The sequence below is a fragment of the Agrobacterium sp. MCAB5 genome (assembly GCF_052114365.1).
Lineage (GTDB): Bacteria > Pseudomonadota > Alphaproteobacteria > Rhizobiales > Rhizobiaceae > Agrobacterium > Agrobacterium tumefaciens.
Window position 1 is genome coordinate 882,337 of sequence record NZ_JBFREP010000001.1, and the last position, 13,451, is coordinate 895,787.

At 60.0% G+C, this 13,451-nt stretch carries 10 protein-coding genes; 3 read left to right on the forward strand and 7 right to left on the reverse strand.

Annotated features, from left to right (window positions below; translation table 11 throughout):
• Positions 1-262: 262 nt before the first annotated feature.
• From AB4Z23_RS04370 to pepN, 3 genes are all read right to left on the reverse strand, one after another.
• Positions 263-2,599: a PAS domain-containing sensor histidine kinase gene (locus tag AB4Z23_RS04370; protein WP_019564062.1), complete on the reverse strand. Its 2,337-nt coding sequence runs from the start codon at positions 2,597-2,599 to the stop codon at positions 263-265.
• Between the two features lie 238 nt (positions 2,600-2,837).
• Positions 2,838-3,158, reverse strand: coding sequence for a carboxymuconolactone decarboxylase family protein (locus AB4Z23_RS04375; RefSeq protein ID WP_003512161.1), 321 nt, complete (start codon positions 3,156-3,158; stop codon positions 2,838-2,840).
• Between the two features lie 143 nt (positions 3,159-3,301).
• Positions 3,302-5,950 (reverse strand): aminopeptidase N, encoded by a 2,649-nt coding sequence (gene pepN, locus AB4Z23_RS04380; RefSeq protein ID WP_421477966.1) that lies wholly within the window; start codon positions 5,948-5,950, stop codon positions 3,302-3,304.
• A gap of 493 nt (positions 5,951-6,443) precedes the next feature.
• On the opposite strand from pepN, the gene AB4Z23_RS04385 reads away from it, so the two are divergent.
• Positions 6,444-7,382, forward strand: a complete 939-nt coding sequence (locus tag AB4Z23_RS04385; RefSeq protein WP_003512165.1) for a DMT family transporter — start codon at positions 6,444-6,446, stop codon at positions 7,380-7,382.
• Positions 7,383-7,543: 161 nt separating this feature from the next.
• Here the strand turns inward: AB4Z23_RS04385 and AB4Z23_RS04390 are convergent, their stop codons facing one another.
• The 3 genes from AB4Z23_RS04390 to AB4Z23_RS04400 all read right to left on the reverse strand — a co-directional run bounded on the left by AB4Z23_RS04390 (position 7,544) and on the right by AB4Z23_RS04400 (position 10,130).
• Positions 7,544-7,735, reverse strand: a complete 192-nt coding sequence (locus AB4Z23_RS04390; RefSeq protein ID WP_003497027.1) for a hypothetical protein — start codon at positions 7,733-7,735, stop codon at positions 7,544-7,546.
• A 153-nt stretch (positions 7,736-7,888) separates the two neighbouring features.
• Positions 7,889-8,788, reverse strand: a complete 900-nt coding sequence (locus tag AB4Z23_RS04395; RefSeq protein WP_441360007.1) for a uracil-DNA glycosylase — start codon at positions 8,786-8,788, stop codon at positions 7,889-7,891.
• A 43-nt stretch (positions 8,789-8,831) separates the two neighbouring features.
• On the reverse strand, positions 8,832-10,130 hold the full coding sequence (locus AB4Z23_RS04400) for an Hsp70 family protein (RefSeq protein ID WP_003512167.1): 1,299 nt from the start codon (positions 10,128-10,130) through the stop codon (positions 8,832-8,834).
• Between the two features lie 299 nt (positions 10,131-10,429).
• Between AB4Z23_RS04400 and AB4Z23_RS04405 the strand changes: the two genes are divergently transcribed.
• Positions 10,430-11,407 (forward strand): sensor domain-containing diguanylate cyclase, encoded by a 978-nt coding sequence (locus tag AB4Z23_RS04405; protein WP_038490403.1) that lies wholly within the window; start codon positions 10,430-10,432, stop codon positions 11,405-11,407.
• A 22-nt stretch (positions 11,408-11,429) separates the two neighbouring features.
• Here the strand turns inward: AB4Z23_RS04405 and AB4Z23_RS04410 are convergent, their stop codons facing one another.
• On the reverse strand, positions 11,430-12,218 hold the full coding sequence (locus AB4Z23_RS04410; protein ID WP_421477968.1) for an SDR family oxidoreductase: 789 nt from the start codon (positions 12,216-12,218) through the stop codon (positions 11,430-11,432).
• 143 nt (positions 12,219-12,361) lie between these two features.
• Here AB4Z23_RS04410 and AB4Z23_RS04415 point away from each other — a divergent pair, with 143 nt between their 5' ends.
• The gene (locus AB4Z23_RS04415) at positions 12,362-13,282 is read left to right on the forward strand and encodes a cation diffusion facilitator family transporter (RefSeq protein ID WP_174049285.1); all 921 of its coding nucleotides are present in this window, start codon (positions 12,362-12,364) and stop codon (positions 13,280-13,282) included.
• Positions 13,283-13,451: the final 169 nt, after the last annotated feature.

Here is a 13,451-nt window from a genome sequence, read left to right on the forward strand (position 1 = left end):
GAAATTATTGGTTGTCACGGTGAGAAACCGTCATGTCATATGCGGCGGGTGCCGCTTCATCCCCCTCTGCCCTGCCGGGCATCTCCCCCACAGGTGGGGAGATCGATATGCGGCGAGGTATTGCCCATCTCGACGTTCGAGAATGAAGTGGCGACAGCACGTCTTGCCGATCTCCCTCCTTGTGGGGGAGATGCCCGGCAGGGCAGAGGGGGGTAAACCACACCCACCAGCGCAAAGGGGCGCACGCCACACCCACGAAGCTTCAATGCACCGTGCCACAGCACCCTGCCGCATGCGGGATGATAATCGTTACCACCGTGCCCCTGCCTTCGCAGGAGCGGATTTTCATCGTGCCGCCATGCAGCCTGACGAGCGAGCGCGAGATGGCGAGCCCGAGGCCTGAGCCGCCCTGGCTTTTGGCGTATTGGCTCTGCACCTGCTCGAAGGGCTGGCCAATCTTGTCGAGCGCCTCGGCGGGAATACCGATGCCGGTATCGGCGATGGTGAGGATCATGGCGGCCTGATGCACATGGGTGCGCAACGCTACGCGGCCGCCATTACCGGTGAACTTCACGGCATTGGACAGAAGGTTGAGCATGATCTGCTTCATGGCGCGGCGGTCGCCCTGCATCGTCAGCCCGGCGCAGACCTTCTGCTGCACGGTGATGTTCTTCTGTTCCGCCTGGATGGCGGTCAGCCGCAGGGTTTCCTCGATCAGCGGCGCGAGATCGATCGTCTCGCGGTTGATCCGCATATGGCCGGCTTCGATCTTGGACATATCGAGAATGTCGTTGATGACATTTAGGAGGTGCTTGCCGCTGTCGTGGATATCCCGGGCATATTCGGAATATTTCGGCGAGCCAACCGGGCCGAACATCTCGTTTTGCAGGATGTCGGAAAAGCCGAGAATGGCGTTGAGCGGCGTGCGCAGCTCATGGCTCATATTGGCGAGGAATTCGGACTTTGCGAGGTTTGCCGCCTGGGCGCGCTCTTTTTCGGCGAGATAATTGGCGTTGGCGTCTGAAAGCTCCGTCTTCTGCCGCTCCAGCTTATGCTGCGAGGCGGAAAGATCGCCGATGGTGGCCATCAGCCGGCGTTCGGAGTCACGCAGGCGCTCCTGATGGCGCTTCAGAAGCGTAATGTCGGTGCCGACGGAGACGAGGCCGCCGTCACGGGTGCGGCGTTCATTGATCTGTAACCAGCGATCATCGGCAAGCTGCACTTCCGTCATGCGCGAAAGGCCAGACTGATCGGGGTCCGCAACGCGCCGCTCCACGACCGGGCGTGCCGCAGCCGCCTGCACGGCGCTCTTTTCGGTGCCCGCTACCAGAACGCTGTCCGGCAGGCCGTAAGCCTTCTGGTAATGGGTGTTGCACATGACGAGACGGTCGTTCTTGTCCCACAGCACGAAGGCTTCCGAGGTGGATTCGATGGCGTCTGCAAGGCGCTGGTCTGCCTCGGCATAACGTTGAGCAAGGCGGTGCTGCTCGGTCACGTCCATGGCGATGCCGATGACGCGCGGGCCATTATTGGTGCGGATGACCTGGGCGCGGGCGCGCAGCCAGACATAGTGGCCTTTCGCGTGGCGCATGCGGAAGATCTGGTCGATCTGGCGCAGATCACCGCAGCCGACAGCACGGGCAAGCTCGTAGAGGTTCCCATCTTCGGAATGCATCATGCGCGCCGCATCGGAAAAGGACAGCGGTGCGGCCTTCGGCGGTCTGCCGAGGATTTCGTAGAGCGAGCCGGACCAGAACATGCGCCGCGTGGAAAGATCGAAGTCCCACAGGCCGCAGCGGCCACGTGACAGCGCCGTCTCCACCCGCAGGTTCGATTCAGCGAAGATGTCGTCAGCGTCGCGGGCGCGTTTGACCTGCATGTAATAGGCGTAGAGCACGACGAGAAGGATCGAGGAGATTCCGGCAAACAGCGTCACGTTCATGGCGATTTCGCTGCGCCAGAAAGAACGGATCGGCTCAAGCGAGCGCGCCGCGATGACCATGCCGCCATCGTCGCCGAAGGGGATCATCGTCGCATAATGCGGCTGGTTGTCGATATTCGTTTCGATGGTGCCGGGCGCGCCGGGAAAACGCTGAACAATGGCGATTTCGGGAAGCAAAGCCGGCAGGGAGGTGCCGATATAAAGCGTGGCGCCCTTGCCGGCGCCGGCGAAAATCCGGCCGTTGCTGCCCGACAGAAGCACCATGGTGCCATCAGCAAGGCTGCCCGAAGGCAGCGCTGCGGCAAGGCTCGCCTCGGCGCGGGTGCGCTCTTGCGAGGCAAAGACAATACCGTTGTTGATAAGGGCTGCTTTGGCCGTCAGCGCTGTCAGTGCGGTAGAGTGGCGGGCTGCCTCTTCCATGCGGCTATATTCGGCAACGATGCCCAGCATGCGTGACGCCGCGATGACGACGAGAAATGCAAGAATGAGAATGGGAATGAGGCGCTTCAGCAGGGTCTCGACCTGCGGCATCGGGCGGTCGGAGCCGTTCATCAAACCCATCAGGTCGCTGGAAAGCCTTTCGCCCCAGGCCGCAAGATCAGAAAATTTGGCATACGGCCGCTCATCGCCCGCAGTCGCCCGCCGCACGTTCGTCATTGTCCCGCCTTCAAGATATCCCCACTGATTCGAAGCGCCGCCGCTCGAATAGGCATAGTGAATCAAATGCGATTCGCCCTGTCCAGAGGCAAAAGTTAAAAGAATTTTAACCCCTTGAACCGACTCCGTATTTTTTCGGGACAGCGCGTTACGGTCTGCACAGCGGCGCCAGGCATTGGAAAAACCGACACCCCGATAGTAGGTCTGGGACGTTCCGGTGTGTTACGTCCGGTGGTTCTCAAGCCTTGTCGAAAGCTTCAAGAGCAGGTCCAAGTGCGCCGAGAACGCCGTTTCCGGCAGCGGGAAGCCCGGTCAGCACCGCGCTGATGATATCGTCACGGCTTGCGCCATGCGCTTTGGCTTCCAGCACATGAAATGCCACACCGCCTTCAAGCCGCAGTGCGGCGAGAATGCCGATATAGACCAGGCATTGCGTCTTGGCATCCAGCGTGGACGCCGCACCCAACCCCTGCACGGCCTGAAGCCAGACAGCCTGATGGGCCGGGGCCTCGGTGATGAAACGCTGGAACGAATTGCTGGTGTTGGAAATATCCGTCATTTGAAGTCCCTTTTCGCTTGCGGCCGCGTTCCGGCCTGTCGCTGACGATTGTGTCGCGCAATGCGTTGCGCCGCCTTGACGGAAATCAAGACGGCGCACAGGCATTGTCCGGAATAGGGGAGTTGGCGAATGTTCGCCGGGTATTATCCTTTCAGAATACGCCCGACGATATCGCTGACATCCGTCGAAAGACCTTTTGCTTCGGCGATTGTCGAAAGCGCTGCCTTGGCGTGTTCGGCGCGGCTTGCTTCCAGCGACCGCCAGGAGCGCATGGAGGTGAGAATGCGCGCGGCAAGCTGCGGGTTACGCTTGTCGATGGCTATGATCTGCTCGGCGAGGAACCGGTAGGCGGCACCATCGGCGCGGTGGAAACCGGTAGGGTTGGAGAAGGCGAGCGTGCCCACCAGCGACCGTACCCGGTTGGGATTGGAGGCGATGAAGTGTTTCGACGTCATCAGCGCCTTGATACGTTCCAGCGCGCCGTCGCCAGGAATGGCGGCCTGCAGCGAGAACCATTTGTCGAGAACCAGCGCATTGTCGGCAAAGCGGGCTTCGAAGGCGGCAAGCGCCTCCTTTGTCTCCGCGCTGTCGGGGAAACGTTGGGTCAGCACACCAAGCGCATGCGCAAGATCTGTCATGTTGGTGGCGCTGGCATAGGCCTTTGCCGCCCTGTCAGGCGTTCCCTCGGCAAAAGCAAGGAAGCTCAACGCGCCGTTGCGAAGCGAACGCCGTCCGGCGCTGTCAGCATCGGGGCTGTAGGCTTCACCATTTCCGTCACTGTCGGCGAGCCGGCGGAGCGTCTCGATACCGGCCGTGGCAATGGCCTTGATCGTCGCGTTGCGTGCCTTGTGGATGGCGTCCGGGTCGGTATTGCCGCCCAGTTCGCGAGCGATGTCCGTTTCGCTCGGCAGCGCCAGCGCCTGCGCCCGGAAAGCGGGTTCAAGCGAAGCGTCGCCGACGATTTCGATCAACGTTGCGATAAGGTCGGCGTCCGAGCGTACTTCTTGGCCGTTCTGCACGGCCCTGGTGGCGGCAATCAGCGCCGGCAAAGCGAGATCGGTAAGCGCCTGGAAACGGGCAAACATATCCGTCTCGTGCCGGGCGACCTGCACCAGATCGGCAGCACTCTGTTCGAAATGCAGGTTGATCGGCGCCGAGAAGCTGCGGTTGAGCGACAGCACTGGGCGCGATGAAATGCCGGAGAAGGAGAATGTCTGGTTGCGTTCGGTCAGATGCAGCACGCCGTCGCGGTATTCGCCGCCCGTGACAGCCTGCGGCTCGGCGATCTGGCCATTGTCGAGAATCAGCGCCAGCGACAGCGGAATATGACGCGGTTGCTTCACCGGTTGGCCGGGCGTTGGTGCGACGGTCTGTTCCAGCGTCAGCCTGAAGGTCGCCTTGGCGGCATCGTAGGCGGAGGAAACGGAGACGAGCGGCGTGCCGGCCTCGGTGTACCACAGCGAAAACTGCGACAGGTCGCGGCCGCTGGCATCGGCAAAACTCTTGACGAAATCCTCAACAGTCGCCGCTTCGCCGTCATGACGTTCGAAATAAAGGTCCATGCCTTTCTTGAAGTCGTCTTCGCCAAGGATCGTGGCGATCATGCGGGTGACTTCGGCGCCCTTTTCATAAACGGTCGTCGTGTAGAAGTTGTTGATTTCGCGATAGGTATCGGGGCGTGGTGGATGGGCCAGCGGACCGGAATCCTCTGGAAACTGCTCCGATTTCAGGTGACGCACATCGGCGATGCGCTTGACCGGGCGCGAGCGCATGTCGGCGGAAAATTCCTGGTCACGATAGACCGTCAGGCCTTCTTTTAGGCACAGCTGAAACCAGTCGCGGCAGGTAATGCGGTTGCCGGTCCAGTTGTGGAAATATTCATGCGCGATGATGCGCTCGATATTGGCGTAGTCTGCATCGGAGGCGGTTTCCGGGTCGGCCAGCACGAATTTGTCGTTGAAGACGTTGAGACCCTTGTTCTCCATCGCGCCCATGTTGAAATCGGACACGGCGACGATCATGAAGATATCGAGGTCGTATTCACGGCCGAAGCGTTCCTCATCCCACTTCATCGAGCGCTTCAGCGCATCCATGGCATAGGCCGCGCGCGGCTCCTTGCCATGCTCGACATAGATCTTCAGCGCCACTTCGCGGCCGGAAAGGGTGGTGAACGTGTCTTCCACCACGCCGAGATCGCCGGCGACAAGCGCAAAGAGATAGCTGGGTTTCGGGTGCGGATCGAACCAGGCTGCAAAGTGGCGGCCTTCATCGTAATTGCCGCCGCCGAGGAAGTTGCCGTTCGACAACAGCAGCGGATTGCCCTCCTTCGCGGCGATGATCGTCACCGTATAGGGTGCCAGAACATCGGGCCGGTCCGGGAAATAGGTGATGCGGCGGAAACCTTCCGCCTCGCACTGGGTGCAATAAACGCCGTTGGTGCGGTAAAGCCCCATCAGCTGCGTATTGACCTGCGGATTGATGTAATTGGTGACACAGATCTCGAAGGGCGTCTCTGCAGGCAGATCGCGGATCGTCAGGCTATCAGGCGTCGCGTCATATTGGCTTGCGGGAATGTCCACCTGATCAAGCAGCAGGCCCGAAAGCGTCAACTCGTCGCCATCGAGAACGAGCGGCGCTGACACATCGACGCCCTCTCGGCGATGAAAGATCAGACGGGCTTCGACCTTGGTATTCTTGGGGTCGAGTTCGAAGGTGAGATCCACCCGCTCCAGAACGAAATCGGTGGGGCGGTAATCTGCCAGGTGAACGATCTGGCCCGTGTCTGTTCGCATGACTGTTCCTGAATAACTTTGTCGTTGTCCTCCGGGCATCATGTCGTCATAAGGCCCGGATGTAAAATAGGTAGAGTATTCGTCACAATCATGTGCGCATCGGGAGGACGTTCTGTCCTGCCATGGAAGGCTTTGCCGGCCCTGCAGACGATTCTGTCGCTGCCGGACCTGCGGACCATGCCAGCAAATGTTGAACGATTGCTGAAATTGTATTTTATTTTCTTCAAATTTTAGCGCGTGTCGCTTTTGGTCTGATTCTCACGTCGCCATCAGGGCCGAAGGCCTGAACAATGGGGGGGAGGAGGCCACAAGCCGGGGAAAGCAATCCTGCGCCTCACCAGATCAACGGAATTCATGGGTAAATAACATTTTTTGTTGTAAAGCGCTTCGGGAATGCTCTAGCCTTGTGCAAATCCAATTCCCCCGCGTCGTCCTCCCCCGCATGAACAATCTCCCGATGGCGTGTTTGCGCAGCCGATATGAGTAACTGCAGATGAACGCCGAACCGACAAATCCCTTTCGGGGGATAAGCCTGAAGCTGATTTCGGTTGGCTTTTTTCTGGTGATGCAGACTTGTATCAAGGCCTCTGGTCCCGATGTGCCGGCCGGTCAGATCACTTTCTTCCGCTCCGCTTTCGCCATCATCCCCATTGTCGTTTATCTTGCCTGGCTGCATGCGCTGACGAGCGCGCTGCACACCAACAATCTCATCGGCCATTTCAAGCGCGGGTTTCTCGGCATTCTCTCCATGGCCTGCGGGTTTTACGGGCTGACGCTGCTGCCGTTGCCGGAATTCATCGCCATCGGTTATGCCTCACCGCTGCTGGCCGTCGTGTTCGCCGCCTTCATCCTGCGCGAGAAGGTGCGCATCTACCGCTGGAGCGCGGTTTTCGTTGGCATGATGGGCGTGCTGGTTATCCTGTGGCCGAAGATGACCCTGTTGCGTGAAGGCGGTTTTGCCGCGGGCGAGGGGCTGGGCGCGATTGCCGTGCTATGCGGGGCAGCACTTGGCGGTCTCGCAATGATCCAGGTGCGGCAACTGGTGGAAACGGAAAAGACGCCGACCATCGTTCTCTATTTCTCGCTCACGGCCACCTTGCTGTCGCTCGTCAGCGTACCCTTCGGCTGGAGCGCTCTGGATACCAAGCAGGCCGTGCTGTTGATCACCAGCGGCATTTGTGGCGGCGTCGCACAGATCTTCCTGACGGAGAGCTATCGCCACGCGGAGGTCTCCACTATCGCGCCCTTCGAATACAGCTCCATCGTTTTCGGGATAGCGGTCTCCTATATCCTGTTCGGAGACATTCCAACGCTCACCATGCTGATCGGCACGGCAATCGTGATTTTCGCCGGCATCTTCATCATTTTCCGCGAGCACCAGCTGGGCCTGGCGAGACGCGCGGCACGCAAGGCCTCCACGCCGCAGGGGTAACGCACCAAATTTGGCGGAGGTCGCAAACATGCGGCATCGTCGACGCCAGAGCCGTTGTCGTTTCGGCGCCTCGTCCCGCAAATGCAAAAGGCGCCTTCCCGAAGAAAGACGCCAGCGCGCAATCAAAGATATGGACCGGTTTTACACCGGCCTGAATGCTCTCAGCGCTCGCGGAAATCCGCAAAGACAGCTGCAGGACGTGTGACGCGAACCTGCTGCATGGCAGCACGTGCGGTCATCTGTTCGTTAGCGGCAGCGCCGAAACGATGGTAACCCTGACTGGAGCGAGGGCCGAGGCCCGCCAGTCGGAGCGTTTCAAAGCCGGAATGTACCGGACGGAAGCGAGTGGTCATTGCCTTGGTTCCTTAAACCGAATTCCTCCCAAGACACAGGCTGGCTTATCGCAGTGCAGCATGGATTCGGCAAGCCGGGTCAGCGCGCCGCTGTTATGCGTAATACGCATGGCTTTTTTCATACTTCGTTTACTCTGAGTAAGAATCAGGCAATCAGCCTTCGGAGACTTTTGCCTTAAACGCCAATAAATCCTGCCATGCCAATGACTTACTGGCAGGTGCGTTTAGAAGTTCCTGCGGATGCAGGCTCGCCAGCGCCGGTAAAACCAGGTGCCCGGCTGCGACATCACGCCACTGTCCGCGCAGCGTATGGATCGTTCCGGTGCCGCCGAAAAAGAAACGTGCGGTCAAGTTGCCAAGAAGCAACAGGTGTTTCGGCTCCGCAAGTGCGATCTGGCGCTCGATGAAGGGGCGGCAAATATCCATTTCGGCCTGAGTCGGCGGGCGGTTGCCCGGTGGACGCCAGGGCACGACATTGCCGAGCATGATGCGTGCGCGGTCAAGGCCGATAGCGGCCAGCATACGGTCGAGCAGCAGCCCGGTCTTGCCGGCAAAAAGCTGGCCCTCGCGGTCGTCATCCGCATCCGGCATCGGGCCGATGACCATGACGGCGCAAGCAGGGTCGCCTTCGGTGAATACCGTGTTGCGGGCGCTGTTCTTGAGGTTGCAGCCGCTGAAACCCTCAAGCGCGATTTTCAGTTCGGAAAGCGACCTTGCGCTTTCAGCCGCAAAACGGGCAGCCGCCACGGCCTGTTCGTCCGGCATGGCAACATTCTGCTGAGGTGCCGGAGCAGGCGGCGCGCCTCTTGTCGGCGCGCTGCGACCTGCCGTCTGCCGCTGCGGAGCATCGGCACGACGCTCCGTGCCGCCGTCCATCTGGTGTGCGGGCGCAGAACTTTCCTGACGCGCTGCCGGTCGGGCAGGGCGGGAGGCGGCAAATTCGGCGAAACGGTCAACAGGTCCGTCTTCCAGCAACCAGTCCACGCCCGCATCCGCATGGAAATGCAGAAGCGCGGCGAGTTCGGCCGGGGAGAGGTCGTGAGCGGCGATCATGGGGTGAAATTATCCCATGTTCCCCGCCCGGGGAACCCGTAAATCACGCTGTCCAGCGCTGAATGTCACCGCTTTCGCCGATCATGGCCAAACCATGGGCAATCGAGAGCAGCTCGCCGCCGGTTTCGATCCGGTCCGCGTCGAAACGACGGGTGAAAAGCTCGCGCACCGCCGGCACGAAGGAGGTGCCGCCGGTGAGGAACACCTTGTCGATTGCCTCAGGCGCGACTTGCGTCTTCTCCAGAACCTCGTCCAGCGCGCCCTCGATCTTGGCGAGGTCGTCGGCGATCCAGTTGTTGAAGTCGCTGCGCTTGACCATTTTGCGGCCGGCCTTGCCGAGCGGCGCGAAGTTGAATTCCGCTTCTTCGGCCGAGGACAGCGCCATCTTGGTGGCGGAAATCGACTGATAAAGCGGATAACCCTCGTCATGCTCCACGAGATCGATGAAGAGTTCGAGCTTGTCCGGCTCCAGCGCCGAGCGCACCAGCGATTTCAGATCGGTGAATTCCTTCGAGGTCTTGAAGATAGACAGCTGGTTCCAGCGACCGAAATTCACGTAGTAGCCGGAAGGCACGTCCAGCACCTTGTCGAAGCTCTTGAACTTGCTGCCCTTGCCGATTTCCGGCGAGACCAGATTGTCGATCATGCGGAAGTCGAAATGGTCACCGGCGACACCGACGCCGGAATGGCCGATGGGGGTGGCGGAGAGCTTGCCGGCATGGGTCTCGAAGCGGATCAGCGAATAGTCGGTGGTGCCGCCGCCGAAATCCGCCACCAGCACATTGGCGTCCTTCTTCAGGCTCTGGGCGAAATAATAGGCGGCCGCCACCGGCTCGTAGACATAGTGAATTTCGGGAAAACCGGCACGCGTCAGCGCTTCGTTGTAGCGGGAGAGCGCCAGCGTCTCATCCGGATTGCTGCCGGCGAAACGCACGGGGCGACCGGCGATGACGGTCGAGACGTCGCTTGGCCACTCTGCGCCCGCATAGGTTTTCAGCTTGCGCAGGAACACGTCCATCAAATCTTCGAAGCTCTGGCGCTTGGCGAAGATCAACGTGCCCTGAAAGAGCGGCGAGGCCGCAAATGTCTTGATCGACTGAAGGAAGCGGCAATCGCCCGCATTGTCGATGAATTGCCTGATGGCTGCGTGGCCCGCTTCCACGTGCAGGGCGGCCGCACCAAGGCCCGAATCCTTCATGAAGGAGAGCGCGGTGCGCATGCTGTCATCCGTGCCCGCGCTGCTGGTAAACTGCATGGAGCGGCTTTCGCCGCCGCCGTCGGAAAGAGCCATGACCGTGTTGGTCGTGCCGAAATCGAGGCCCAGTGCCCGCTTTTGCGTCATCGCCATATCCTTGTCGCCGATAGAAATGCTCACCCGGCCCAAAGGCGGCCCGGCGTGAGAATAAGGGACGCATTTGGCATCCCGATGTCAGAGGAGGGCGGTTGATTGCACAGGCCCGGCAGAATGGCAAGCGCCACTTCTCGGTTTATTAAAACATTAGAATAAAGTAATTTTCCGTTATAAATACAGTTTCGCCATGCAAATTAAATATTTTTTCGCAATCGCAAAGTATAAATAAAGGCTATATCCTCAGGGAGCTTTCTTAATTGTAGCTGTCGCGTTGTAACCCGGAAGTCCAGATGTCCCGCAAGCAGGCATGTTCCGCCCTCCAAGATGTGCCGCCCGGGCCGGAGGTCCTCATTCGCGGCGACGTGGAAATTTTCCATTCCCAGCTTATGAACCTCATGGCGTCATCGCAGCAGGGTTATGCCCTTTTCGATGGCAGCGATGAGTTGCGCTTTGCCAATGCGGCCTTCCGCGAGGCGCTGGGCATGGCTCCGGACGGTTTTCCGAACTGGATGGAGCTGATGCGCGGCGGGTATCGCAGCTCGACAGGAACGGCGGTCGAAACCACCGATTTCGAACTGTGGTTGCGCTCGGCGCGGACAAGGCGCGGCAAGTTGCCTTACCGCACCATCGAAACCAGCCTGAACGATGGACGCTGGATGCTGACGACGGAAACGACGCTGCCGGGCGGCTGGATGTTGTGTGTCGTGACCGATGTTTCCGAGCTTGGCATCCAGTTGCGCGATCTGCGGCAGGAGCGCGACAGGGCGCTGAAATCGGCGCTGAGCGACGAGCTCACGGGCCTCGGCAACCGCCGCTATGCCATGGATATCCTCAACCAGATGCTTGGCCCCAACAAGGCGCAGGCACTTGCGGTGATCATCATGGATATCGACCATTTCAAGGCGGTGAACGACCGTTTCGGGCATGCCTGCGGCGATCTCGTCCTCAAGGATTTCGCCACCCGGCTTTCCGCCGCGATCGGCCGAGACGATCTGGTGGGGCGGATCGGCGGTGAGGAGTTTCTGCTCGTTCTCAGCGGTTCGCGAATGCTGAGCGCGGAAAGCACCATGCAGAAGCTGCTGGCGACGTTGACAGAGGCATCGCCGCTGAGCGATGTGCCGGATTTCCGTTACAGCTGTTCGGCCGGCATTGCCTTTGCCGATCCCGGCGAGAGCGCGAGCGATGTGCTGCGCCGCGCCGACACGGCACTCTATGAAGCCAAGAATACCGGCAGAAACCGCTTCGTAGTCTACGGAGCGGCCTCTTGACCGCTCCGGCGTCGCACCGGCGTCAGTTCGATTTCGCCGCGCCGCCATCCACCCGCAGCATTGTGCCGGTGATGTAGCTTGCCGGAACCGAGCAGAGGAAAGCCCCGGCGGCGGCGAATTCTTCCACCGTGCCAAGCCTGCCTGCCGGAATGCTCTTGACCGAAGCCTCGCGGATTTCCTCCATGCTTTTACCCAGGCGCTTGGCATTGGCGCCATCCAGCTCGTCGATGCGGTCGGTATGGATGCGGCCGGGCAGAAGTAGGTTGGAGGTGATGCCGAAACCGGCCACTTCGCTCGACAATGTCTTGCTCCAGCCCACCAGCGCCCCACGCAGCGTGTTGGAGAGCGCCAGATTGGGTATGGGTTCGAACACGCCGGAGGAGGCAACGGTCAGGATGCGGCCAAAGCCCTGCTCCTTCATCTGCGGCAGCAGCGCATTGGTGAGCGTGATGACGCGCAGCACCATCGACTGGAAGAAGCTCTCCAGCTTCTCGGTCGTGATCTCCTGCGCAAGACCCGGCGTCGGGCCACCGGTGTTGTTGACGAGAATGTCAATGCCGCCGAGCTTGTAGTTCACGGCCTGAACCATGGCCTCGACGAAATTGTCGTCGCCAAGATCGCCCCGCACCCAGTCGGCCTTGCCCTTGCCGAGTGCATTGATCGTCTTGCAGTTCGCGTCCAGCTTTTCGCTGCTTCTGCCAACGAGAAGAACATTCACGCCTTCATTCGCCAGCGCCGTGGCGATGCCGAGCCCAAGGCCGCGAGAGGAGGCGAGAACGAGGGCGCGTTTGCCGGAAATGCCGAAATCCATGGGTTTTGTCCTGTCTTGTTTGCAGCAGATCAAAGAATCGAAGCGTGACTACAGGCGAAAACCTTCCACAGTTTTCGCTATCCCGCTCCATCTGTGCTGTTTATAGGAAGGCGGCGCCCGCTTTTGAAGGTTAAATACGCGTCATGACCGAACAATCTCTGCTGAAATTCTCAATTGCCATCACGGTTCTTCTGGCCGCGTTCGGCATTGGTGCAGGCCTGTTTTCCGGCTCTTTCGCGGTGGTGTTCGATGGCGTTTATGCCCTGACGGATGCCTTCATGACGGTGCTGGCGCTACTGGTGGCGCGGCTGATCGCGGCTTCCGCCGCCCCACGGCCTGGTGGCCGGCTGGCAGAGCGTTTCACCATGGGCTTCTGGCATCTGGAGCCGATGGTCCTCGGCCTCAACGGCACGCTTTTGATGGGCGCTGCGATTTATGCCCTGATCAACGCCATCGACAGCCTGATGGACGGCGGCAGATCGATCGAGTTCGATTACGCCATCATCGTCACCTTCGTCAGCTTTGCCGTTTCGCTCGTCATGGCATGGTTCGTCAAACGCCAGAACCGCAGACTGAAATCGGCCTTCGTGGCGCTGGACGCCAAAAGCTGGCTGATGAGCGCGCTCCTGAGCGCGGCCCTGTTCCTCGCCTTCGCCATCGGCTACGGGCTGACGGGAACGGCGCATCAGTGGATCGCGCCCTATATCGACCCCGCCGTTCTGGCGCTGGTCTGCCTCATCATCATTCCCATGCCGCTCGGCAATGTGAAGCAGGCGCTCGCCGACATCCTTTTGGTGACGCCGTTTGAATTCAAGCAGCATGTGGACAGGGTAGCGGCCGAAGCCGTCGAAAAATTCGGCTTCGCCTCGCACTATTCCTATGTCGCCCGCGTGGGGCGAGGCCGCCAGATCGAACTCTTCTTCATCGTCCCGAAAAACTGGCCACCCCGGCGTCTCGAAGAATGGGACGCGATCCGCGACGAGATCGGCGATGCACTCGGCGGCGAGGGGACGGATCGATGGCTGACGATTGTGTTTACGACGGATGAGGAATGGGCGGTTTGAACGGGGGTGCAGGTAGGCGGCGTTGGCCCAGCTTGGACTTTGATCTACGTGATCTTTAATCGGCCGGCGAAGCTTCCATTACATTCATTGTTGTGCACCAATAGTGAAAATAGTCATCGCCGCTCGCGCTTGATCCTGCCATTCAGAATCTATAGCGTTTTACCGAGTG

Excerpts from the sequence above, each read along its gene's own strand:
- AB4Z23_RS04390 (WP_003497027.1), bottom strand. The coding sequence starts at position 7,735 with ATGACCACTCGCTTCCGTCCGGTACATTCCGGCTTTGAAACGCTCCGA.
- AB4Z23_RS04385 (WP_003512165.1), top strand. The coding sequence starts at position 6,444 with ATGAACGCCGAACCGACAAATCCCTTTCGGGGGATAAGCCTGAAGCTG.
- AB4Z23_RS04375 (WP_003512161.1), bottom strand. The coding sequence starts at position 3,158 with ATGACGGATATTTCCAACACCAGCAATTCGTTCCAGCGTTTCATCACC.
- AB4Z23_RS04410 (WP_421477968.1), bottom strand. The coding sequence starts at position 12,218 with ATGGATTTCGGCATTTCCGGCAAACGCGCCCTCGTTCTCGCCTCCTCT.
- AB4Z23_RS04405 (WP_038490403.1), top strand. The coding sequence starts at position 10,430 with ATGTCCCGCAAGCAGGCATGTTCCGCCCTCCAAGATGTGCCGCCCGGG.
- AB4Z23_RS04415 (WP_174049285.1), top strand. The coding sequence starts at position 12,362 with ATGACCGAACAATCTCTGCTGAAATTCTCAATTGCCATCACGGTTCTT.
- AB4Z23_RS04395 (WP_441360007.1), bottom strand. The coding sequence starts at position 8,788 with ATGATCGCCGCTCACGACCTCTCCCCGGCCGAACTCGCCGCGCTTCTG.
- AB4Z23_RS04370 (WP_019564062.1), bottom strand. The coding sequence starts at position 2,599 with ATGACGAACGTGCGGCGGGCGACTGCGGGCGATGAGCGGCCGTATGCC.
- AB4Z23_RS04400 (WP_003512167.1), bottom strand. The coding sequence starts at position 10,130 with ATGACGCAAAAGCGGGCACTGGGCCTCGATTTCGGCACGACCAACACG.
- pepN (WP_421477966.1), bottom strand. The coding sequence starts at position 5,950 with ATGCGAACAGACACGGGCCAGATCGTTCACCTGGCAGATTACCGCCCC.